Genomic DNA, 21,882 nt, shown 5'->3' on the forward strand with positions numbered 1-21,882 from the left:
CAGCCCTTAAATCACGATAAAAAAGGGCTCCTTAGGGAGCCCTGATGGGATAAATGAAGCTTAAGCTTTTGACGCTTTGAACTCAACTATTTGCCTTCTGTAACCCGCCAATCGATCTGGCGTCATAAGATTGCGCTTATCATCAAGCACATTACCACCGAGATCATCCGCGATTTTCTGCGCGGTTTTTAGCATCAAGTTAAAGTTCTGGTCAGCCTCACCATAACAAGGCAAGGTCATAAAGAAAGAGATGCCTTTGGTCGAGAATTCCGCGGGGTCATCATGTTTTAGCGTGCCTGGATGCATCATATTTGCAACACTAAACAGCACTTTACCAGTACCCGACATATCAAGATGTCGATGGAAAATATCCATTTCACCATACACTAGGCCATTTTGTTGCATGCTATCAAACAGCTTGGTACCAACAAAGGGAGAATCACCAGCACAGTGTACATTAAGAACAATGACTTGCAGTTCTGGTTCTACTGTTTGTGACGTCGGCTCATCGGGCTCTACGATGATCTCTTCACCTGAAAACGCGTCAATCTCTTCAGGATGATGAATGAGAGGTTCATCTATTTCCTGATGTTGCTCAACCCAAGCAGGCGCATCCTGCTCAATCGAAGCGGTTGCTTCTGCCTCTGCCTCTGCCTCTGCCTCTGCGACCGTAATATCATCAAATTTAGGTTGTGAGAACTTATTCTCTTTATCTTGTCCGCTATGAAGATCATCAATTAATGGATCACCAATAACACCACTCGTAGAAAAGGGCTTCTCGTCTTCAAACGCGGGTTCTTTACGCTCTTTTCGAATAATTTCGTAATCATCTTCAGGGGCAACATACATCTCGCTCTCTTTAGGTTCGCTTTCCCCCAAATCAAGCTTGCTTAATGGTTTATCACCAAATTTTGCCTTCCCTTCTTTTTTACTCGTCCAAAGTCCGTGAAACAGCAGCGCCATGATGGCTAATGCGCCAACCACAATGAGTACGAATCGCAATTCCTGCATTATTTACTCTCATAATCCCAGAGACACACAAGGGTCTGTGAATCTATCAACCTAAAATATCTGGTTACTTTACCAAAGTTATCGAAAGAGTTAGAACAAATTAATGTTAGAAGTTCAAAGATTGGTGTGATTTCTTGCACGCTTTTTTTCTTTCCTCAGTTGGGTACAATGAGTTCATTCATTTCTTAAGCAGAACAATAAGATGAACACAACGTACACAAAGCGTAGCGGATTTGGTTATTTTTTCTATGGATTGGAACTGGCGTTATCACCCGGCGTAAAACGATTCATACTCATGCCACTGCTTGCAAACATCTTCCTAGTTGGAGGAGCACTCTATTATCTATTCTCTAACCTTAATCTCTGGATTGAAGGGTGGATAGGCCAATTGCCCGATTTTCTTTCTTGGCTGAGTTACCTGTTATGGCCGCTATTGGCACTGACGATCATCGCGACCTTCTCTTATTTCTTTAGTACTTTGGCCAATTTCATTGCAGCGCCATTTAATGGCCTCCTTGCGGACAAAGTGGAAGAAAAACTGACAGGGAAAAAAAGTAACAACGATGGCTTTTCTGATGTTGTTAAAGATGTACCTCGCGTCTTAGCTCGCGAATGGCGAAAACTGCTTTACGTACTCCCTAAAGCAATAGGTTTATTCTTACTGCTACTTATCCCCGCGTTAGGCCAAACCGTCGCGCCTATTCTGTGGTTTATTTTTACCGCTTGGATGCTAGCAATTCAGTATTGTGACTACCCATTCGACAACCACAAAGTCTCCTTTCATGAGATGAGAAACACTTTGAAACAAAACCAATCTAAAGCCTATACCTTCGGCGCCATGGTATCCCTGTGTACTTCCATCCCTATTCTTAACTTGATCGTGATGCCTGTTGCGGTTTGTGGTGCAACCGCCATGTGGGTCAATGAGTTTAAGCGAGGATAGTTTAAGCACTTGCCACCTTAATGATGGGTGGCAAGTTTTTTCCGTGTAGAAACATCACTCTCATAAGATATAACTATTTAATCCTTTTCCCTTTGAATTATCAGTCATATCCTTCTATTCGTATTCACTAAACGTGTAATGAAGGAACATCACCATGAGCAAAATCTACGAAGACAACTCTCTGACTATTGGCAATACTCCACTGGTTCGTTTGAACAAAGTGAGTAACGGTAAAGTGCTAGCGAAAATCGAAGCTCGCAACCCTAGCTTCAGTGTGAAGTGCCGTATCGGTGCAAACATGATTTGGGAAGCAGAAAAAGAAGGCAAACTGAAACCAGGTGTTGAATTGGTAGAACCAACCAGTGGTAATACTGGTATTGCACTGGCATTTGTTGCAGCCGCTCGTGGTTACAAGCTGACACTGACGATGCCTGAGTCTATGAGTCTAGAGCGCCGTAAACTATTGAAAGCACTTGGTGCAAATCTAGAGCTTACTGAAGCGGCGAAAGGCATGAAAGGCGCAATCGCTAAAGCAGAAGAAATTGTCGCTAGCAACCCTGAAAAATACCTGCTTCTTCAACAATTCAATAACCCAGCAAACCCTGAAATTCACGAAAAGACCACGGGGCCAGAAATCTGGGAAGCAACCGATGGTGCTATCGATGTCTTTGTTGCTGGTGTAGGGACTGGAGGTACCATTACTGGTACTAGCCGTTACATCAAAGGTGAGAAAGGGAAGCAAATTCTTTCCGTTGCCGTTGAACCAACAGAATCCCCTGTAATTTCTCAAGCGCTGGCAGGTGAAGAAATCAAGCCAGCACCACACAAAATCCAAGGTATCGGCGCTGGTTTCATTCCTGGTAACCTCGACTTGTCACTGATTGACCGTGTTGAGAAAGTGACATCGGAAGAAGCCATTGAAATGGCTCGTCGCCTAATGGAAGAAGAAGGTATCTTGGCGGGTATTTCATCAGGAGCTGCAGTAGTGGCAGCAAACCGCCTTGCTGAACTCCCTGAATTCGAAGGAAAAACCATTGTCACCGTACTACCTAGCTCTGGCGAACGTTACCTAAGTACCGCCCTATTTGCAGGCATCTTTACTGAGAAAGAGAACCAGCAGTAATACGGGTTCAAATCAATTTTTCGTTCAAAAAAGCCCCATTCAGGGGCTTTTTTGTTGATCCTTGCCTCACCTTTGGTAATATCAGGGTGTTTTATTTTTAGCTTCAAAATAAAGAAGCGATAAAGAAAGTTTTTTGACATTTATGCAACAAAGCATAAAGCGTATTACATAAACTTTTGACTCGTATCTGCTTCAACACGCTTGCTCCCCTCGTGCTCTGGCGCGGTTCAAGTAAAGCGGTTAAGCTAAAACGAGTCTTGACTAACAAAAATACATTCAATTGGGGTATATCACATGTACGAGAAGCAAGTAGAAATCACAGCAGAAAACGGCCTTCACACTCGCCCAGCTGCTCAATTCGTAAAAGAAGCTAAAGCTTTTGACGCGGATATCACTGTGACTTCTAACGGCAAAAGCGCAAGCGCTAAGAGTCTGTTCAAACTACAAACTCTAGGTCTTGTAAAAGGCACTGTAGTTACAATCTCTGCTGAAGGCCCACAAGCACAGCAAGCAGTTGATCACCTAGTTGCTCTAATGGATCAACTACACTAATCAATGTATCCCTCAAAGCCATTTAGCTCACACTAAATGGCTTTGTTCAAAGTACAACCGATTAGTCAGCTACAATTTTTCGTTAGCGATTTAGTCACACATTCCCGTTTACGTTTGACCAACTTAAGGTAAGGCTATGATTTCAGGCATCCTGGCATCTCCTGGTATTGCAATTGGTAAAGCACTACTACTTCAAGAAGATGAAATTGTCCTAAACACTAACACTATCACCGAAGCTCAAGTAGAAGCTGAAGTTCAGCGTTTCTACGACGCGCGCAGCAAATCTTCTGCACAGCTAGAAACAATCAAGCAGAAAGCGCTAGAAACTTTCGGTGAAGAGAAGGAAGCGATCTTCGAAGGTCACATCATGCTTCTTGAAGATGAAGAGCTAGAGGAAGAAATCCTAGCACTCATCAAAAAAGAGAAGATGACTGCAGACAACGCGATTTACACTGTTATCGAAGAGCAAGCAACCGCTCTAGAATCTCTTGATGATGAATACCTGAAGGAACGCGCAACGGATATCCGTGATATCGGTTCTCGTTTTGTCAAAAATGCTCTTGGTATCAACATTGTTTCGCTAAGTGATATCAACGAACAAGTTATCTTGGTGGCTTACGACCTCACTCCATCTGAAACTGCGCAAATCAACCTAGATTACGTTCTTGGTTTCGCTTGTGACATCGGTGGTCGTACATCTCATACTTCAATCATGGCTCGCTCACTTGAGCTTCCTGCGATTGTTGGTACAAACGACATAACAAAGAAAGTTAAGAATGGCGACATGCTGATTCTTGACGCAATGAACAACAAAATTATCGTTAACCCTTCTGAAGCTCAGATTGAAGAAGCGAAAGCTGTGAAAGCTTCGTTCCTAGCAGAGAAAGAAGAGTTGGCGAAGCTGAAAGACCTACACGCAGAAACACTAGATGGTCACCGCGTAGAAGTATGCGGCAACATCGGTACAGTAAAAGACTGTGATGGCATCATCCGTAACGGTGGTGAAGGTGTTGGTCTCTACCGTACTGAATTCCTCTTCATGGATCGCGACGCGCTACCAACAGAAGAAGAACAGTACCAAGCATATAAAGAAGTTGCAGAAGCAATGGAAGGTCAAGCTGTCATTATCCGTACAATGGATATCGGTGGTGATAAAGATCTACCATACATGGATCTTCCAAAAGAGATGAACCCATTCCTAGGCTGGCGTGCAGTTCGCATCAGCTTAGATCGTCGCGAAATTCTTCGTGACCAGCTACGTGGTATCCTACGTGCTTCAGCACACGGTAAACTACGTATCATGTTCCCAATGATCATCTCTGTTGAAGAAATTCGCGCGCTGAAAGAAGCGATCGAAGAGTACAAAGCAGAACTTCGCGCAGAAGGTCTTGCATTCGACGAAAACATCGAAATCGGTGTTATGGTTGAAACGCCAGCTGCAGCAGCAATCGCTCACCATTTGGCGAAGGAAGTTTCTTTCTTCTCTATCGGTACTAACGACTTAACTCAGTACACACTCGCCGTAGACCGTGGTAACGAGATGATTTCTCACCTTTACAACCCACTGTCACCAGCTGTACTAACGGTTATCAAGCAAGTGATCGATGCTTCTCACGCAGAAGGTAAATGGACTGGTATGTGTGGTGAGCTAGCAGGTGATGAGCGTGCTACCCTTCTACTATTGGGTATGGGTCTAGATGAATTCTCTATGAGCGGCATTTCTATTCCTAAAGTGAAGAAAGTGATCCGCAATGCAAACTTCGCAGCAGTGAAAGCAATGGCAGAAGAAGCGCTATCATTGCCAACAGCGGCTGAAATCGAAGCTTGTGTAGAAAAGTTCATCGCAGAGCACTCTAAGTAATCTGCTGACCAATTTTCGAGCCTATATAATATGTTAGGCGGCTAAAAAAAGTCGTCTAACTGCTCGGATTGGTATACTATAATTCGACAGAATAAAACTAAACCTTAGGAGCATGACACAATGGGTCTGTTTGACAAACTTAAGAAGCTTGTATCTGATGACAGCGCTAGCGCCGGTGCAATCGAAATTATCGCACCTTTGTCTGGTGAGATCGTGAACATCGAAGATGTGCCAGATGTTGTTTTTGCTGAGAAGATCGTTGGTGACGGTATTGCTATCAAACCAACAGGCAACAAAATGGTAGCTCCTGTAAACGGTACTATCGGTAAGATCTTTGAAACTAACCACGCATTCTCTATCGAGTCTGACGATGGTGTTGAACTGTTTGTTCACTTCGGTATCGACACAGTTGAACTAAAAGGCGAAGGTTTCACTCGTATCGCTGAAGAAGGTCAAACTGTTAAAGCAGGCGACACTGTAATTGAATTCGACCTTGCTCTTCTTGAAGAGAAAGCGAAGTCAACACTAACTCCAGTTGTTATCTCTAACATGGACGAAATCAAAGAGCTGAACAAGCTTTCTGGTTCTGTTGTTGTTGGTGAAACACCAGTTCTACGCGTAACTAAGTAATTACTACTTAGTTAACAGAAAAACGCTGCCATTGGCAGCGTTTTTTGTTTTTGTGAGCAACCTAAGATAGCAACCCAATTGCACTGCCTGGGGCTTGCTTGGCTTGAGCCAGCAAGGCAGAGGTAGCCTGTTGCAATACCTGAGACTTCACTAAAGCGGTCGATGCTTTCGCAAAATCGGTATCCCATATTCGCCCTTTTGATTCAGTGACATTGCGATTGATACTTTGCAAATTGTCCATCGTCCCCTCTACCCGATTTTGAAAACTGCCGATTTCACTTCGGTGAGAATCCAGATATTGAATTGCAGTATCCACAACAGCAATTGCCAATTGAGCACCACCCACACTACTGATATCGAGTTCATCGAGCGTCACTTGTCCTTGCGGCTCAAAGTCTAGCTCTCCCTCCAAGCTTCCTGAGATATTTAAACCATCAGGAGCGTGACGATTAGCGACATAAAACTGCAATCGCCGATCATCCGTCACCGAGGACTCCACAACATTTTGCTGTGAATTGATATACGTAGCGACCTCTTCGAGACTGTCTCCAGGTTTAAGCGAGATCTTAATGGATTGATCATCCCCTTCGCTATCTCGAAAAGTAAAGCTAAGTTGCCTTGATTCCTTGTCAACTTGCCAATCATCATCCACTGATTCTGATGCTAGGTAATGATACCCACCCATCTCAGGAACGTGAGTCCGCATGTTTTTGAGTTGCAAAGAAATGGAATTAGAATTTGCCCCAAGATGAAAACTTTTTGAACCATAACTTCCATCAAACAGATTTTTACCCGCAAATGTGGTTGTCCTGGCTATTCTTTCCACTTCATCTTTCAATACCACCACTTCCAACTGCAAACTTTGCCGATCATCATCGGAGTTCGACCCGTTTGCGGCTTGAAGAGAAAGAGATCGCAACCTCTGCAGTATTTCACTGCCCTCTTCCAACGCCCCTTCCGCTGTTTCCGCAACGGCATAAGCACTATGAGCGTTAGTTAATGCCACATCCAAACCACGAGTTTGGACATGAAGCGTATTCGCTATCTGCATTCCAGCGGCATCATCGCTGGCACTATTAATTCGGAATCCGGAACTTAGATTTTTTTGGGTTTCAGCTACCTGACTTGCCGCTGTGCTCAGATGCCTCTGAGCGACCATCGCAGACACATTGGTATTGAGTGAAACCATTTAATCGATATCCCTCTCCTGTTTCAATTCCGTTCATTCGGCAATAACGAGAAAACCGTCAACCTATGCCGCGAACATCTTGCGTCGAGGATATTAAACAAAGAGCCAGGTAAGACTACCTGGCTCCTGCTTACCGAAATTAACCGCTGCTGCTCAGAGATTAGCCTAGTAGACTTAGCGCTGAGTTTGGCGCCTGTTTCGCTTGCGCAAGAATTGAACTTGACGCTTGCGATAGAATTTGTGTCTTGGTCAACTGAGTTGTTTCTTTCGCGAAGTCGGTATCTTTGATTCGGCTCTTCGACGCGTTCACGTTCTCGTTGATGTTGTCCAAGTTGCTGATTGCATGGTTGAAACGGTTCTGGAATGCACCCAGCTCTGCACGGTGGCTGTCTACGTATTTCAGTGCCGCATCCACAATCGCTACCGACTCTTGCGCACCTTGTACGGTTGTTACGTCAATCGTATCTACCGTTACGTTTTTGCCTTCGCCTAGGCCAAGTTCACCAGCTAGGCTACCTGAGAAACTAATTTCACCTTGAACTTTGTTGTTACCAGCAAAGATCTGTAGCTTGCCGCCTTCACCCACTGACGCTTTTACAAGGTCAGTTTGACCGTTGATGTACGTCGCTAGCTCTTCGATGTCATCACCCGCTTTCGCGTTGATTTCGATCTCTTGCTCGTTACCAAAGCTGTCTGTCAGTGCAATCGTCAAGTCGTTGTCGCCTGCGGCCACATTCCAGTTCTTGTCTTTGCCTTCTTCAGCTTGGTAGCTCACGCCGCCCATCATCACGTTGTCAGAGCGCATGTCTTTGAGTGACAGCATGACCGCTTCACCGTTATCCGCACCAATTTGCATTGCTTTCGTGCCGTAAGTGCCGTTGAGCAGTTTGTTACCACCAAAAGACGTGGTTTCTGCGATACGGTTTAGCTCGTCGTTCAATGCTGTCACTTCTTCTTGAATCGCCACGCGCTCTGATTTTGAGTTTGAGCCGTTCGCGGATTGTAGAGATAGGTCACGCATACGTTGCAGGATATTGGTGGTCTCGTTCATCGCACCTTCTGCGGTTTGTGCGATTGAGATACCGTCGTTGGCGTTACGTACCGCAACGTCTAGACCGCGACTTTGTACGTTCAAGCGGTTAGAGATTTGCAGACCGGCTGCGTCATCTTTTGCACTGTTGATTTTGAAACCTGAAGACAGACGCTCCATCGAAGTTTGTTGTGCGCTGTTTGCGTTATTCAGGTAACGCTGTGCTGTCATTGCTGCTACGTTTGTATTTACATTCACTGCCATGATGAATTCTCCAATTGATTTTCCGATATTACGGTTTCCGACGTCTCGGAAAACCAAGTAGTTCTCTCAAAGTTATTTCTATTAACGGCTCAGCTTGAAAATCCTTTAGAGGAAAAAGACGATTTTTTTGAGAAAAGTTCGTTTGGTGAAAAATTCGTGACCAAAGCAGTAAAACGAGGAAAAAAGAGAAAATAACGCTAAAGTTTTGCGCGTCTTTGCCATAGGACCAGAAGGCAAAAAACCATCTCATCCCGATGAGGGGCAAGAGGCATGAGATTGCCACAATGGAAAAAACTCATCGACAAAGCGATTAAAAAGAGAGATGGAATCTTGGTAGACGCACATCGGTATAAAAACGCGTTTGTGCAGAAAAAGAAAAAGCCCCTATTCCTTTGAGAGAACCGGGGCTAGGTTGGTAGCCAGAGCCAATGTGGAGATCAAGAGAAATGAACACATTTCCGGCACCGAGCAACTTTACACGAATAATGTCAGGCAGGTGAGAGATGAGAGAGCCCTTCATTCACGGCAAAGCTGCTTGCCAAGTTATCCTGCGTCTATAAGCTCACGTCTGAACCACAGCAGACACAGGATTACTATTAGCCCTGCAATAGTGACATTGCAGAGTTTGGCAATTGTTTTGCTTGAGCAAGAATCGAAGTACCTGCCTGTTGCAAAATCTGTGCTTTCGTCATTTGCGTCGTTTCCTTCGCAAAATCGGTATCTTTAATGCGGCTGTTCGATGCATCAACGTTTTCTTGAACGTTAGCCAAGTTATTAATACTGTGGCTTAAACGGTTCTGTTTTGCACCTAAGTCCGCACGTTGTGAATCAACGTACTTCAATGCCGCGTCAATAACGCTAATTGCGTTCTGAGAACCTTGCACGGTACGCAGATCCAAATCTTGTACTGTTGTCGCAATCGGTTCGTCACTCAAACCCAGTTCAGAGGCAAGGCTACCCGAAATCGAGATATCGCCTTTCACGTTTGGTTGAGCAACAAAGATTTGCAGCTTGCCATCTTCACTTACCGATGCGTTGATGTAGTCCGATTGACCATTGATGTACGTTGCCAATTCTTCAATATCATCACCGCTTTTCGCCATGATGTTGATTTCCAAATCGATAACATTGCCATCTTCATCTTCACCCATCTCTGGCAATACGATGTTCAGCTCTGCGTTATCCGCGCTCACTTCCCAATCTTTGTTTTTGCCATTTTCAGACTGGAAGGTGGTGCCACCCATGCGGAAATCATCGGCACGGATACTGGTTAAGCCCATAATCATCGCTTCACCAGAGTTAGAACCAATCTGGAATGCTGCATCACCGAAGGTGCCGTTCAGTAGACGTCGTCCACCAAACGATGTGGTTTCAGCAATACGGTTAATCTCGTCTTGTAGAGCACTCGCTTCTTCATGAATCGCTTGGCGCTCAGACGTTGAGTTGGTACCGTTTGCGGATTGAATCGACAAGTCACGCATACGCTGCAAGACTGCCGTCGCTTCATTCATCGCCCCTTCGGCGGTTTGAGCGATAGAGATACCATCGTTGGCATTACGCATCGCCACATCTAGGCCACGAGACTGAGCGGTTAAGCGGTTAGAAATTTGCAAACCGGCCGCATCATCTTTGGCGCTATTAATTTTATGACCAGATGACAAACGTTCCATTGAGGTGTTTAACTCATCTGTCGCTTTGTTTAGATAACGTTGCGCAGTCATCGCGGATACGTTAGTGCTTACTGTTACAGCCATTTTGCTCTCCTTTCGAGTTCGCAAGCTTGTGCGAAGCGGCCAGCTTTACTCTCTTATGGAAAAGCACTGACCGTAATTACTTGCTAAAACCGCCGGTGGCAGTTTTTAGAACCGGTAAATCATTTCTGGTTTAGTAGATTCAATTTGTGTGCCAACTTTTTAAAACAAGACTGTTATCTGCCTTATTTCTAAGAAAACATACACTTACAAAGTAATATTTTTCTTTCAACTTCTTCAACCTCTTTGTTTTGCTCTCTATCTACTGGCATTGCCACTTTGCCGCTTTGCCGCTTTTAGAGACGTCTGCCGGGAGGTGGCAAGGTTTTTCTGGTTATCCGCACTTAAGGCATGGCTCATAAGGCATCAATGTTGAAAAACCAACAAGAGGTTTCCTAAAGTCTGTTGTTCACACTCACGATACCGTCATCTCATTCAGAGGCGGTTCGTTCTTGCTCACTACAAGTAATTAAATAATGTGAGATCTTTCGTTTTACCAAACGCGAGCTGCGAAGCTTGCAACGCGCGTGAATTCTCATTGAATTCAATAATTGCCTTGGAGTAATCCAAGTCTTCAAAATTACTCTTTGCTTTCGCTAAAGAGAGATTGAAATCTTCATGTTGCTGCTCTTGGATATCCAGTGTACTTAGGCGAGCACCAATGTCGGTGCGCGCTTTGTTGAGATGGATAAAGGCAGCATGAAATTCTTCCGTTACTTGGTGCAACTTCGCCGTGGCATTGGCATCAGACACCGATGCTTCAGAGTATTTCTCTGCATTTTTGAAGCTATCGAAAATAGAAAATGTTTCTCTTGGCTTTAGCTCAATCACGTCACCTTTCTGGATCTGGCCTTTGAGCTGAATCGTAAGATCTTCATACTGGATGCCTGTTGATGGGTTGAACTCATCAGCGGCAACCACACTGCCATCTTTTTCTAATTGGTATCCCCAGCGACCATTACTCATATCAACCATGGTGACGCGATAAGTCGCTTTATCGAAATAGTCTTCGTTCACTGCTTTTTCGAGCAACAACTCAGAAGCATTTTGCAACTGATATTCTGGTTCGTAATCGCCAAAGGGATTCGGAATATCCATAAACAGCTTACTGCCAGGATCATTCATCGCCATTTCAAGATTAGCCGACACTCGCATTTTGCGTTGGTAGTCATCCCCTGCATAAGTCACCGTGCCATCATAGTCACGGAAAAACGGCTGCGATTTTGGCTTGGTGCCAGCGAAGGTATAGTTGCCGGATTCATCTTGTGCATTGGCAAGGTAGAGGAAATTGGTGGCCAGTTCCTCAATTTCACGTCGTTTCGCGCGACGATCTTCCGGTGATAATGCACCGTTAATCATTTCCATCACGGTACGTTTCGCCTCGTCTGCAAACTGCTCTTGGTTAGCCACATTCACTTCATGCTGCTCAAGGCGGTTACGTACTAGGACGATCGCATCAAGATACTGTTTTAACTGCTCAGACTGCTGGCCAATATTTTGAATGTAGTGTGTCGCAAGCGGGTCATCACTCGGTGATAACAATTTCTTGCCAGACGCCAACTGCGCTTGGTTATGATGGATTTTGTTTTCCATGCGGCGCAAATCGTTTTGCACCGACTGATAGTTATGGAAACTGGCGATACGGCTAATCATTTACCTGCTCCCCTATCTTAATTGCAAAATGGTGTTAAAGGTGTCATTGGCCGCCTGCATAATGCGTGACGAAGCCATATACGCTTGCTGAAAACGCATCATGTTTGCCGCCTCTTCATCGAGGTTAACACCAGCGATTGAAGCCATTCGTTCTTGTGCGGCTTGGTTTTCATGCTGCGCAATATTGGCTAACCGTGTTGCAGTAGAGTTGCGTAAGCCAACGTTCGTATTGAGATTGTGGTAGACATCGATGATGGTTGACTGATTACCATCCATCTTTTTATCCAATTGAATTTGCTGCATTTTACGCAAATTCCCGTTATCACCTTCAGACGGAACAAGGTTAGCGGTGAACTTATCGTTTGCCCACGCTCCAGCGGTCAATTCAAAGACGGTCTCTTTACCCTCTTTATAACTGGGATGCGATGATGGCAAAGTCACTGAAACCGGACCTTTAGGTGGATATGGCTCCGGGCTTCGTACCACGTTGCCTTTAGTGTCAATCACCGCAAACTGATCGCCTTGAGGTGACACAATCACTTCAAACTCGCGCAAATCACCCGCTGCCAAAATGTTAAATTGAGCGGTTCCTTGAGCAAAACTGGTGGAGGCTTCATAGCTTTGTGCAGCAATCATACTCGCATCATTCGTTGCGACTTGCATTTGCGCTGCCGAGTTACGTGTTGGGCGCAATAAGATTTTTTCGCCCGCTTTGGGCTCATTTCTTACTTCAACACGCATACCATCCATATAAAATGCAGACTTAGCTGAATCTAAAGAGACGGAAACCGTTTCGCCTGATGGTTTGGTCACCGTATAGTTACTGCCGTCATAACGAAGCGCGTACTCACCGCCTTTGAGCGACGCCAAATCGTTAATAAAAACGGCTACTTCGGCTTGCGAATCTGGTGCCGTCACTGCTCTTGATTTGGCGATCACTTCGGCGTTTACATCAGTAAAAATCAATCCACCAATATTGCCACGTAAATCTAGCCCTTGTTTTTGCAGCTTGTTCACTTCATCAGAAAATCCAGCGGCCATGCGGCCAAGTTCATCCATCACATGGGGAATTTGGTTATCACGCATGTCAAGCATGGCGCCGAGTTTGCCGTCTAGACCAACGCTTTTAATCGGTTTTAATGACTTTCCTTCGTAGATTGCAAGGCGACGTTGATGAACATCTGGGTAGCCATCAATCATCTTCAGTTGGCTTGCTTCCGTGCCTGAGACGAGCGTATGGCCATTACCGATATGCACGTTAAAACCTTCCGCGTTTTTCCGCGGAGTCACGGTTACTTTAGTGTATTCAGAAAGCTCTTTGACCAACTTTTCGTGTTGGTCCATCAAGTCATTGTGAGGGCCAGGTGTGCGCATCATCAAGCGGTGAATATCACGAATTTCAACCGCAATCTGGTTGATACGCTCGATACCCATATCGAGTTTTTTATTGGTGACATCGTATTGCTGACGAATGGTTTCGTGAAAGCCATTAACGGTTTCACTGATGATTCGCGCTTTTTCCAGTAGAACTTTTCGCGCGCCAATATCGTTTGGGCTGTCCGCCAAGGTTTTTAGCGCATCGAACCATTCATTAAGATTTTCAGGAATTTTTTTCGACGCCACTGAAGAAAGCATGCTTGAAAGCATTTCTAAGTTCGCTTCGACATCCCCTTTGTTGGCAAAGTTGGTGGTGGAAAGATTAAGCTCATTAACGGCAAATTGGTCCCATGAGCGGCGAACATTTTCCACATGCACGCCCATGCCGTAGGTAGAACCACCAAACTGACGGGGATCATTGGTCGCTTGAATGACCGACTGACGGCTATAACCTTCTGTATTTACGTTAGAAATGTTATGACCGGTAGTATTTAATTGTCTCTGAGCTGTCAGTACGCTCTGAGTACCTACATTCAGAAGATCCGACGCCATAATGCCCCCAAAAACTCAATCAAATCAGTGAAAACTGATCACCTAACGGTAAAAATGCAAAAGATATGCCAACAAAAAGAAACAACCGATATAGAAAGGATTTTAGGGTCAAGAAAGGGTGAAAAAACGGCCTACTTTTAAGTAGGCCGCTGGGAAATTACATGTTGTCGATACGTTGCTGCACTTTGAGCACTTTGTCGGCGTACTCAGGATCCGTCGCATAACCTGCACGATGAATACCGCGAATAAAGCTTTCAGAATCGCCATTGTGCTGAAGTGCGGTCTGATAACGCGGATTGTTATTTAAAAACGCCACGTAATCATTAAAGCTGTCGGCAAACGAATCGTATGAACGAAACGCTGCCGTTTCCTTCACTGGCGTATTGTCGTGGAACTCTAAAGTTTGCGTAGTAACTTTGTCACCCGCCCAGCTGCGATCCGCTTTGATGTTGAAGAGGTTATTGCTGCTGCCACGAGCATTTTTCACCACTTTCTGCCCCCAGCCTGTTTCCAAGGCCGCTTGTGCGAGCAATAGAGAAGGTTCAACCCCTAAGGATTTTGCCGCCCTTTCCGCGTAAGGTCTCATCGAAGTAATGAACGACTCTGGTGAATCAAACCTTGCCTTGTCACTGCGAGCGAGCTGGCCTGACTCAATCAGGCGCTGCTCGGTTTCTCGTGCTTTCGAGCGATTGATTGGCATACGTTGTGGCGCTTCTTTCCCCGCTTCACGCATTGCCAACTCTTTTTGATCGATGCCTTTTCCACTGCTTAACTGCGCCACAATCATGTCCGCTAAGCCAAGTGAACCGGAAGAACTGAGCTCACTGGCCATCTGTTCATCCAACATTTGACGATAGAACAGCTGGTTTTGGCTGTTCATCAGATCTGATTCAAAACCACTATTGGCTTCACGCATCGATTTAAACAACATGGACGTAAAAATCGACTCAAACTGTTTAGCTGCCGCTTCTAGTGCTTTTTGTTCACCGCCATCTTTGTCGTTCACGGCTTGCTGACGTAGCTTATCAAGATTGCTAATGTCGTGAATAAAACCGATGTCGTTTGGATTGTTAATCATATTGCCTCCAAACCGATCAGATGATGATCAGTTGTCCCTCGATGGCACCCGCTTGTTTAAGCGCTTGTAGAATGGCCATCAAGTCTGACGGTGCAGCACCGACTTGGTTAACCGCGCGCACAAGATCATCCAAGGTTAAGCCCGGCTCAAATTTGAACATCTTGCCTTGTTCTTCGGTTACTGAAATGTCTGAATTGGGAACAACGACGGTTTCGCCACCCGAGAAACCATTTGGCTGGCTCACACTCAAGTTTTCTTTAATCGCAACCGTCATGCCACCGTGAGTCACGGCCGCAGGTTTTAATCGAACATGTTTACCCACCACAATGGTACCCGTACGTGAGTTAACAATGATTTTGGCTGCACCGTCTGCTGGATCAAACTCGAGGTTTTCAATCGCAGAAAGAAAAGCGACACGTTGACTGATGTCGCGGGGCGCTCGCACACGTACCGAAGTCGCATCGACCGCAGAGGCCATTTGAGGACCAAGGAAATTGTTGACGGCATCGGCCATGCGTTGTGCGGTGGTGAAATCAGATTCAAGTAAGTTGAATGTAATGAAGTCGCCACGGCCAAATGGGGTTGGCACTTCACGCTCAACCATGGCACCGCTAGAGATAATACCGACGGTCGGGTTATTGCCGACGATTTTGGAGCCATCCGCCCCTTCTGCGCTAAAACCGCTCACCACTAAGTTGCCTTGTGCCACGGCATAAACTTGCCCATCCAAACCTTTCAAGAAGGTTTGCAGCAAGGTGCCGCCACGTAAGCTCTTGGCACTGCCAATAGAGGAGACCGTCACATCAATCTGTTGACCGGGTTTAGAAAAAGGAGGAAGTTCTGCCGTTACCATTACAGCGGCCACGTTTTTGATTTTTGGCTTGGTACCCGCAGGCAACTGAATGCCGAAGTTTTGTAGCATTGCGGCAAAACTTTGCTCGGTAAAGGGTGTGGATTCGCCCGTGCCAGGCAAGCCAGAGACAAGCCCGTAACCTACCAATTGGTTGCTTCTTACACCTGCAACCTGAGCAACATCTTTAATACGCGCCGCATAGGCCGAGGTCATCGGCAGTACAAAACATAACAACAGTAGGGTGAACTTTTTCATCTTAACTTACCTTTCTCTAGTGCAGGATCAAGCCGTCAAATTGCCATCGGCTTTGCCGCTTATAGAGAGACATTAAAGAATCGTGCCAAGAATCCAGGCTCTTGCATATCTTGTTGTGTTCCAGTGCCAGAATATTGAATTCTTGCGTTGGAAACGCGATTTGACGCAATAGTGTTGTCGAAACTAATGTCGTCTGGACGAATTGTGCCACTGAGGCGAATGTACTCATCACCCGTATTCAACGTCAGCCACTTCTCACCACGAATCACGAGGTTGCCATTGGCCAGCACTTCAATCACTTCCACGGTGATGTAACCACTGATGCTGTTGCTCTGTTTTGCCGACGCATCGCCAGTGAAATTGTTTGAGTTGGTCAGGTTGTAAGAGAAATTATACTTACCGTCGATTTGGAGCTCCTTTCCACCCACTTCAAGGGGGTCCATGCTTGAATCGTTGCTTTTCGACAGGTCCGCATTGGCGCTTTTGGAAGCATTGGTCTTTTCATCCAGAGTGACGGTAATGATGTCACCAACGCCGCGAGGCTTCGAGTCATCATAAAGATTCGACAAATGATTCACGCTAAATAGCGAGCCCGTTTCTGCAGCATAGTGCTCTGGCTGCTGTTTCGGATGAATGGGAGCCCATGCAGGATCGCCTGCCACAGGATCGCTACGTCCACGCAAAGTATCGACAATACCCGAGCTTTCGTCCTTCGACTTATCCCCTTCAACCGCATCCACCACCGTCGTCGCGTTGACCACTTCTGGGGTTTCGATTGGCTCAAGCATGGTACAGCCACTCATGATGGTGACTAAAGCAATCAGACTGATGCGTTTCATGGCGATATTCTCTCCTACTCGTTTAGCCAACCAGCGCTTAAAGCTGCTGGTTCACAAAACTCATCATCTTATCGACCGATGAGATGACTTTTGAATTCATTTCGTAAACACGTTGCGCTTCGATCATGTTGACCAATTCTTCCGTTACGTTCACGTTGGATGTTTCTAGCATGGATTGGCGCACTTCGCCCAAGCCATCAAGGCCAGGTACCCCTTCTTGTGGGTCACCACTCGCCCCTGTCGGCAAGTAGAGGTTTTGACCGATTGGCTCTAGACCACCAGGGTTAACGAAGTCGGTAATCGTGATTTGTCCAACCACTTGGTTATTCTGCTGGCCACGAATACGCACAGAAACTTCACCGTCCGTACCAACAGTAATGGAAATCGCGTCTTCAGGGATCACAATTTCAGGCTCTAATGGGTAACCCGAACCGGACGTGACCACGACACCTTCACCGTTCAGAGTGAACTGGCCATTGCGGGAGTAACCAATGTTGCCGTCGGGCATGGTGATTTGGAAAAAGCCATCCCCTTCTACCATGAGATCCAACGCATTGGTGGTGGTTTGGGCGTTACCATGTGTGTGCACTTTTTGTGTTGCGACCACTTTTGAGCCCGCACCTAACATCAAACCACTGGGCAGTTGAGTATTCTGAGAAGATTGACCACCAGGTTGGTTAATATTTTGGTAGAACAGATCTTCAAACACCGCTCGACCCTTTTTAAAACCGATGGTTGAGGCGTTCGCTAAGTTGTTTGAAATTGTCGCGATATTGGTTTGTTGAGCGTCTAAGCCCGTTTTACTTACCCATAGTGCCGGATGCATAATCTGTGACCTCTAATTCTGTTAGCTCATACGAAGCAGAGAATCAGACGACTTGTCCATCTCTTCTGCTGTGCTCATCATTTTTACCTGCATCTCAAATTGACGTTGCAGGTCAATCAGAGCCGTCATTTCACCAACAGCATTCACGTTGCTGCCCTCAATGGCACCTGTCATGATTTGCACAGTTGGATCCGCTTCGTACGGCTGATTGGGTTCCTTGTGGCGGAACAGGCCATTGGTGTCTTTAAACAAAGCACTGTCATTGGTCTTGACCAGCTTAATACGATCGATTTCTTCCATCTCTTCCGCTGGCGCTCCTTGAGGTAAGACCGAGATCGTACCATCGCGGCCGATTTCAATTTTGCTCACAGGAAGAGGAATGGTAATGGGTGCACCACCTTCCCCAAGGACCAAATGTCCACTGGCATTGCTCAGTAGTCCATTTTGATCGACTTTCAGATTACCGTTACGGGTTAACCCTTCTTTGCCTAGTTTATCCATCACCCCAATCCAACCATTTCCCTCAATCGTAATATCGAGTTCACGGCCTGTGGTGATCACACTGCCTTGAGCAAAATTATGTCCTGGGCGCTCTGTCATGCTGAAAACTCGAGTAGGTAGCCCGTCACCGTACGCTTGCATTGAACGAGCTTGTGCTAAATCTGCACGAAACCCTGTTGTACTCACGTTGGCTAGGTTGTTCGCTCGTAGTTGCAGAGCCTGCATATTCTGCTTGGCACCACTCATAGCAAGAAAGAGTGCACGATCCATAATCCGCTCCAAAAATCTTAATCTAAGACGTTAAAAGCAAGCATCATGCCAATTTATTTTACTCAACAAATTCAATGATATAGAAATAAAATCACGAAAGTGGCAATCAGAGAGAGGCAAACCGTAGGTGGAAAAGATGCCGATCGGCAATCAGAGAGGCAAAGTATGATAGATATGAATAATGCTTAGCCTGAGTGAGGTCGTTCAGGCTAAGCACCAGATGAATGTCATGTAAAAACGATTAACGAATCTGCAGAATGTTCTGTTGTAGCTGGTTGTGAACTTCTAGCGCACGTGAGTTTGCTTGGAAGTTTCGCTGAGCAGAAATCAGATCCACCAGCTCTTGAGTCATATCGATATTCGACTGCTCAAGCGCACCGCTGGAAACCGTACCAAATGAACCTTTGTTTGATTCACCCCAGATTTTATCGCCTGAGTTATTGGTTGAATTCCACTGCGTACCACCTTTCTTATCCAAACCTTGCTCATTTGGAACACGTACCAAGGCAACACGGCCTAGAGTCACGTTTTCACCGTTAGAGTATGTCCCGTAAACACTGCCGTTTTCGTCGATATCAACTTTGGTCAAGAAACCCGTGGTTGCACCATCTTCATCGAACTTTGTCAGTTCAAACGGTGCAGCAAACTGGGTTGATGAGTTTAAATCGAACGCGATGGTTTGCGTTGGATCGCCACCGTTCATATCAATCGGCACAGCACCAGCACCAAGCGGATCTGAAATGATCGGCTGACCATTGTTAAGACTCGCCAACGTACCATCATTATTGAACTTAACGGTGTGGCCAATATGCCCTGTCGCATTAGTCGCATCACCACCAGTAATGTTCAATGGTTTCTCGCCTTGGCTATCTGTTACTGTGTAGTACGTCTGCCAAGTATTGGGTTGAGTCTGATCTTTCAAATAGTAAGTGGTTAATTTGTAAGATTGACCCATTGAGTCATAGATCGTCGAAGAAGTAGAACGGTTATACGTATCTGGATCTTCGAAATCAAATGCCTGTGGATCTTTAAGCGCACCACTGGCAGGTAAGTTAACACCTACCGTAACGTTAGAGGTCTGTTTTGGCTTACCAAACTCCGCAGGGATGTTCAGAGGCTGGGGTTCGTAAGAAGCCACATCGCCACTCAACGGGTCCACTTGGTAACCCAGTAAGTATTCATCATTCGCCGTCACCATGTAGTTGTCTTTGCTTAGATGAAATGCACCATTACGTGTTAGTTCGTTCTGGTTGGGTACCATGCGGTCTTTCGCTACGGCAAAAAAACCGGTGCCGCTAATGCGCAAATCCATAGGGTTGTTGGTGTAAATACTTGAACCTTCGTGGAACTGTTGTGCCACTTGGTTTGCTTGTACACCACCACCCGGAGTGGTTTTCGCATTGGTAAAGAGTGAGTTAGAGTAAACATCACCAAATTCCGCACGCGACTCTTTAAAGCCGTAGGTATTGGCGTTAGCAATGTTGTTACTCGTGGTATTCAGATCTAACTGAGCTGCGGACAAACCGCTTAAAGATACATATGACATTCCAAAATCTCCTGAATCTAGCCAGCGTAATTACGCTTTGCCAACTTCTAGTACTTCAGCAAGTCGAACTGGCGAATCAAAGCCAGCCAGATTGAGCAGTACGTTACCATCACCTTTACCTAGCAATACACTGTTTACGTTGGCATAAGTGGATACTGGGAAGTCACTTGACTGACCATCCAATAAACCTGATGCCTTCACTTTGTATTTGCCAGCCGGCAATGGATTACCGTTTTCGTCGTTGCCGTCCCATTCAACACGGTTATCTCCCGCAGGTTTCGCTCCTACCTCAAAAGAACGAACCAGTTGGCCAATTTCATTTTCCACACGGACAATCACGTTATCCATTGCTTGTGGAAGTTTGACCATTGCAGGCATACCCGTATTTTCTTGCTTCAGCCCCGCCGCTCCTGGAACCAAAACATCACGACCCACTAAAGAAGAAGCTTGTAATGCTTGGTTTGACGTCATCGATGAGTTGAGGCTCTCGAACTGAGAGTTCATCTTTCCGATGCCATCGACGGTCGCAAATGACGCCATTTGCGCAATCATCTGGTCGTTACTCACCGGCTTAAAAGGATCCTGTTGAGCAAGCTGCTTGGTCAACAACGATAAAAAGTCTTCTTGTTTAAGCTCTTGTTTACCTGTTGTTTCTGTTGGCTTCTTGCTCTCTTGCAAACTCTTAAGCTGGTCGATATAGGACAAGCCGCTTTGACCAACGTTATTGATTCCGGCCATACGCTACCTCCTTATCCCTATTGACCCATCTGCAGCGTACGCAGCAGCATTTGTTTACTTGCATCTGCAACTTGAACGTTTGTTTGATACGCTCGTGAAGCAGAAATCATGTTGGCCATTTCTTCCATCACATTGACATTAGGCTTGTAAATATAGCCTTCATCGTTTGCGAGTGGGTGTTCTGGGTTGTATTCCGCGCTCAGCGGCTTATCGCTTTCCACAATGCCAAGTACTTTCACCGGAACCGTGTCGCCGCGGTTGTACATCGCATTACTTAACTCAGCACCAAACACCGCGTGGCGGGCTTTGTATGTATCTTTAGCAGAGCTACTGACACTATCCGCGTTGGCTAGGTTACTTGAGGTCGTATTTAGACGAACAGATTCAGCACTCATTGCAGAACCAGTCACATTGAACACATTAAATAAGCTCATCTAATTAATCCCCTTTGATCGCTTTCGTTAAGTTCTTAAATTTCCCGCCCAGAAAATCGAGAGACGCTTGATGACGAATTTGGTTCTGCATAAACAAATTACGCTCGAGATCCAAATCGACCGTATTGCCATCTCCGGTATCTGGTTGAGTCGGCAAACGATAAAGTTTTTCACCCATTACCGTTGTAGTGGCAGGAATGTGCCGACCATCCGTACGGCTAAGACCAATGCTTGCCCCCGAACTTGCCGCTTGCAGTTCCTTAGAAAAATCTAACCCTCTTGCCTTGTAGCCAGGTGTGTTTGCTTGCGCAATGTTAGTAGAGATAACCTCTGCATTGCGTTCACGCACGCCCACCGTGTGTTGGTGGATGCCTAGTGCCTTGTCAAAAGAGATAGTCATAACTTGCCTCTACAAATAGAACTGACCGTTATTGGTTAAACAAAAGCAATTAGTGTGCCAAAAGACAAAACTAACAAAATTTGTTTTAGCCGATATTGGAATAGCAATAACTAAGCCATGTCAGTGAAGGGAATGTCATAAAGCTTCACCAACATGACTGGCTTTAAAATTATACACCCAAACAATCTGAAGGCGCTCGTTTCGTG

General features: G+C 45.7%; 20 protein-coding genes. 5 read left to right on the forward strand and 15 right to left on the reverse strand.

Features of this window, described 5'->3' with window-relative positions:
• Positions 1-60: 60 nt before the first annotated feature.
• Positions 61-1,011 carry a cell division protein ZipA gene (zipA, locus tag AOT11_RS02955; RefSeq protein WP_017421051.1) on the reverse strand — a complete coding sequence of 317 codons (951 nt, stop codon included), beginning with the start codon at positions 1,009-1,011 and terminating at the stop codon, positions 61-63.
• A 202-nt stretch (positions 1,012-1,213) separates the two neighbouring features.
• On the opposite strand from zipA, the gene cysZ reads away from it, so the two are divergent.
• From cysZ to crr, 5 genes are all read left to right on the forward strand, one after another.
• Positions 1,214-1,954 carry a sulfate transporter CysZ gene (gene cysZ / locus AOT11_RS02960; RefSeq protein ID WP_017421052.1) on the forward strand — a complete coding sequence of 247 codons (741 nt, stop codon included), beginning with the start codon at positions 1,214-1,216 and terminating at the stop codon, positions 1,952-1,954.
• 154 nt (positions 1,955-2,108) lie between these two features.
• Positions 2,109-3,077: a cysteine synthase A gene (cysK, locus tag AOT11_RS02965; protein ID WP_011149755.1), complete on the forward strand. Its 969-nt coding sequence runs from the start codon at positions 2,109-2,111 to the stop codon at positions 3,075-3,077.
• 294 nt (positions 3,078-3,371) lie between these two features.
• Positions 3,372-3,629, forward strand: a complete 258-nt coding sequence (locus tag AOT11_RS02970; RefSeq protein WP_011078325.1) for an HPr family phosphocarrier protein — start codon at positions 3,372-3,374, stop codon at positions 3,627-3,629.
• A 136-nt stretch (positions 3,630-3,765) separates the two neighbouring features.
• Positions 3,766-5,490 carry a phosphoenolpyruvate-protein phosphotransferase PtsI gene (gene ptsI, locus AOT11_RS02975; protein ID WP_013572255.1) on the forward strand — a complete coding sequence of 575 codons (1,725 nt, stop codon included), beginning with the start codon at positions 3,766-3,768 and terminating at the stop codon, positions 5,488-5,490.
• Between the two features lie 120 nt (positions 5,491-5,610).
• Entirely contained in the window at positions 5,611-6,120 is a 510-nt protein-coding gene (crr, locus tag AOT11_RS02980) for a PTS glucose transporter subunit IIA (protein WP_011078327.1), read from the forward strand.
• Between the two features lie 61 nt (positions 6,121-6,181).
• Here crr and AOT11_RS02985 read toward each other — a convergent pair whose 3' ends face one another.
• From AOT11_RS02985 to flgB, 14 genes are all read right to left on the reverse strand, one after another.
• Complete coding sequence (locus AOT11_RS02985) at positions 6,182-7,309, reverse strand: flagellin (RefSeq protein WP_017421053.1); 1,128 nt, start codon at positions 7,307-7,309, stop codon at positions 6,182-6,184.
• 160 nt (positions 7,310-7,469) lie between these two features.
• Entirely contained in the window at positions 7,470-8,603 is a 1,134-nt protein-coding gene (locus AOT11_RS02990; RefSeq protein WP_011150922.1) for a flagellin, read from the reverse strand.
• A gap of 596 nt (positions 8,604-9,199) precedes the next feature.
• Positions 9,200-10,357 carry a flagellin gene (locus tag AOT11_RS03000; protein ID WP_011078330.1) on the reverse strand — a complete coding sequence of 386 codons (1,158 nt, stop codon included), beginning with the start codon at positions 10,355-10,357 and terminating at the stop codon, positions 9,200-9,202.
• 456 nt (positions 10,358-10,813) lie between these two features.
• On the reverse strand, positions 10,814-12,007 hold the full coding sequence (flgL, locus tag AOT11_RS03005) for a flagellar hook-associated protein FlgL (protein WP_011078331.1): 1,194 nt from the start codon (positions 12,005-12,007) through the stop codon (positions 10,814-10,816).
• Between the two features lie 12 nt (positions 12,008-12,019).
• Entirely contained in the window at positions 12,020-13,936 is a 1,917-nt protein-coding gene (flgK, locus tag AOT11_RS03010; protein WP_017420929.1) for a flagellar hook-associated protein FlgK, read from the reverse strand.
• 157 nt (positions 13,937-14,093) lie between these two features.
• Positions 14,094-15,014, reverse strand: coding sequence for a flagellar assembly peptidoglycan hydrolase FlgJ (gene flgJ / locus AOT11_RS03015; RefSeq protein WP_017420928.1), 921 nt, complete (start codon positions 15,012-15,014; stop codon positions 14,094-14,096).
• 16 nt (positions 15,015-15,030) lie between these two features.
• Positions 15,031-16,122: a flagellar basal body P-ring protein FlgI gene (locus AOT11_RS03020; protein WP_011078334.1), complete on the reverse strand. Its 1,092-nt coding sequence runs from the start codon at positions 16,120-16,122 to the stop codon at positions 15,031-15,033.
• 59 nt (positions 16,123-16,181) lie between these two features.
• Positions 16,182-16,961: a flagellar basal body L-ring protein FlgH gene (gene flgH / locus AOT11_RS03025; protein WP_017420927.1), complete on the reverse strand. Its 780-nt coding sequence runs from the start codon at positions 16,959-16,961 to the stop codon at positions 16,182-16,184.
• 37 nt (positions 16,962-16,998) lie between these two features.
• On the reverse strand, positions 16,999-17,787 hold the full coding sequence (flgG, locus tag AOT11_RS03030) for a flagellar basal-body rod protein FlgG (protein ID WP_011078336.1): 789 nt from the start codon (positions 17,785-17,787) through the stop codon (positions 16,999-17,001).
• Positions 17,788-17,808: 21 nt separating this feature from the next.
• Complete coding sequence (gene flgF / locus AOT11_RS03035) at positions 17,809-18,558, reverse strand: flagellar basal-body rod protein FlgF (RefSeq protein WP_017420926.1); 750 nt, start codon at positions 18,556-18,558, stop codon at positions 17,809-17,811.
• Positions 18,559-18,799: 241 nt separating this feature from the next.
• Positions 18,800-20,104 carry a flagellar hook protein FlgE gene (gene flgE / locus AOT11_RS03040; protein WP_017420925.1) on the reverse strand — a complete coding sequence of 435 codons (1,305 nt, stop codon included), beginning with the start codon at positions 20,102-20,104 and terminating at the stop codon, positions 18,800-18,802.
• Positions 20,105-20,134: 30 nt separating this feature from the next.
• Entirely contained in the window at positions 20,135-20,842 is a 708-nt protein-coding gene (gene flgD / locus AOT11_RS03045; protein ID WP_011078339.1) for a flagellar hook assembly protein FlgD, read from the reverse strand.
• Between the two features lie 17 nt (positions 20,843-20,859).
• Positions 20,860-21,276 carry a flagellar basal body rod protein FlgC gene (gene flgC / locus AOT11_RS03050; protein ID WP_011078340.1) on the reverse strand — a complete coding sequence of 139 codons (417 nt, stop codon included), beginning with the start codon at positions 21,274-21,276 and terminating at the stop codon, positions 20,860-20,862.
• A 4-nt stretch (positions 21,277-21,280) separates the two neighbouring features.
• Positions 21,281-21,676 (reverse strand): flagellar basal body rod protein FlgB, encoded by a 396-nt coding sequence (flgB, locus tag AOT11_RS03055; RefSeq protein ID WP_017420924.1) that lies wholly within the window; start codon positions 21,674-21,676, stop codon positions 21,281-21,283.
• Positions 21,677-21,882 lie beyond the last annotated feature (206 nt).

Origin of the sequence: Vibrio vulnificus NBRC 15645 = ATCC 27562 (assembly GCF_002224265.1) — a bacterium.
GTDB classification, from domain to species: domain Bacteria; phylum Pseudomonadota; class Gammaproteobacteria; order Enterobacterales; family Vibrionaceae; genus Vibrio; species Vibrio vulnificus.

Bases quoted from the DNA above. Each gene is read 5' to 3' on its own strand.
- zipA (WP_017421051.1), bottom strand. From the start codon at position 1,011: ATGCAGGAATTGCGATTCGTACTCATTGTGGTTGGCGCATTAGCCATC.
- cysK (WP_011149755.1), top strand. From the start codon at position 2,109: ATGAGCAAAATCTACGAAGACAACTCTCTGACTATTGGCAATACTCCA.
- flgD (WP_011078339.1), bottom strand. From the start codon at position 20,842: ATGGCCGGAATCAATAACGTTGGTCAAAGCGGCTTGTCCTATATCGAC.
- flgE (WP_017420925.1), bottom strand. From the start codon at position 20,104: ATGTCATATGTATCTTTAAGCGGTTTGTCCGCAGCTCAGTTAGATCTG.
- crr (WP_011078327.1), top strand. From the start codon at position 5,611: ATGGGTCTGTTTGACAAACTTAAGAAGCTTGTATCTGATGACAGCGCT.
- flgG (WP_011078336.1), bottom strand. From the start codon at position 17,787: ATGCATCCGGCACTATGGGTAAGTAAAACGGGCTTAGACGCTCAACAA.
- AOT11_RS03000 (WP_011078330.1), bottom strand. From the start codon at position 10,357: ATGGCTGTAACAGTAAGCACTAACGTATCCGCGATGACTGCGCAACGT.
- AOT11_RS02990 (WP_011150922.1), bottom strand. From the start codon at position 8,603: ATGGCAGTGAATGTAAATACAAACGTAGCAGCAATGACAGCACAGCGT.
- AOT11_RS02970 (WP_011078325.1), top strand. From the start codon at position 3,372: ATGTACGAGAAGCAAGTAGAAATCACAGCAGAAAACGGCCTTCACACT.
- flgB (WP_017420924.1), bottom strand. From the start codon at position 21,676: ATGACTATCTCTTTTGACAAGGCACTAGGCATCCACCAACACACGGTG.
- AOT11_RS02985 (WP_017421053.1), bottom strand. From the start codon at position 7,309: ATGGTTTCACTCAATACCAATGTGTCTGCGATGGTCGCTCAGAGGCAT.
- cysZ (WP_017421052.1), top strand. From the start codon at position 1,214: ATGAACACAACGTACACAAAGCGTAGCGGATTTGGTTATTTTTTCTAT.
- flgL (WP_011078331.1), bottom strand. From the start codon at position 12,007: ATGATTAGCCGTATCGCCAGTTTCCATAACTATCAGTCGGTGCAAAAC.
- ptsI (WP_013572255.1), top strand. From the start codon at position 3,766: ATGATTTCAGGCATCCTGGCATCTCCTGGTATTGCAATTGGTAAAGCA.
- flgF (WP_017420926.1), bottom strand. From the start codon at position 18,558: ATGGATCGTGCACTCTTTCTTGCTATGAGTGGTGCCAAGCAGAATATG.
- flgC (WP_011078340.1), bottom strand. From the start codon at position 21,276: ATGAGCTTATTTAATGTGTTCAATGTGACTGGTTCTGCAATGAGTGCT.
- AOT11_RS03020 (WP_011078334.1), bottom strand. From the start codon at position 16,122: ATGAAAAAGTTCACCCTACTGTTGTTATGTTTTGTACTGCCGATGACC.
- flgJ (WP_017420928.1), bottom strand. From the start codon at position 15,014: ATGATTAACAATCCAAACGACATCGGTTTTATTCACGACATTAGCAAT.
- flgH (WP_017420927.1), bottom strand. From the start codon at position 16,961: ATGAAACGCATCAGTCTGATTGCTTTAGTCACCATCATGAGTGGCTGT.
- flgK (WP_017420929.1), bottom strand. From the start codon at position 13,936: ATGGCGTCGGATCTTCTGAATGTAGGTACTCAGAGCGTACTGACAGCT.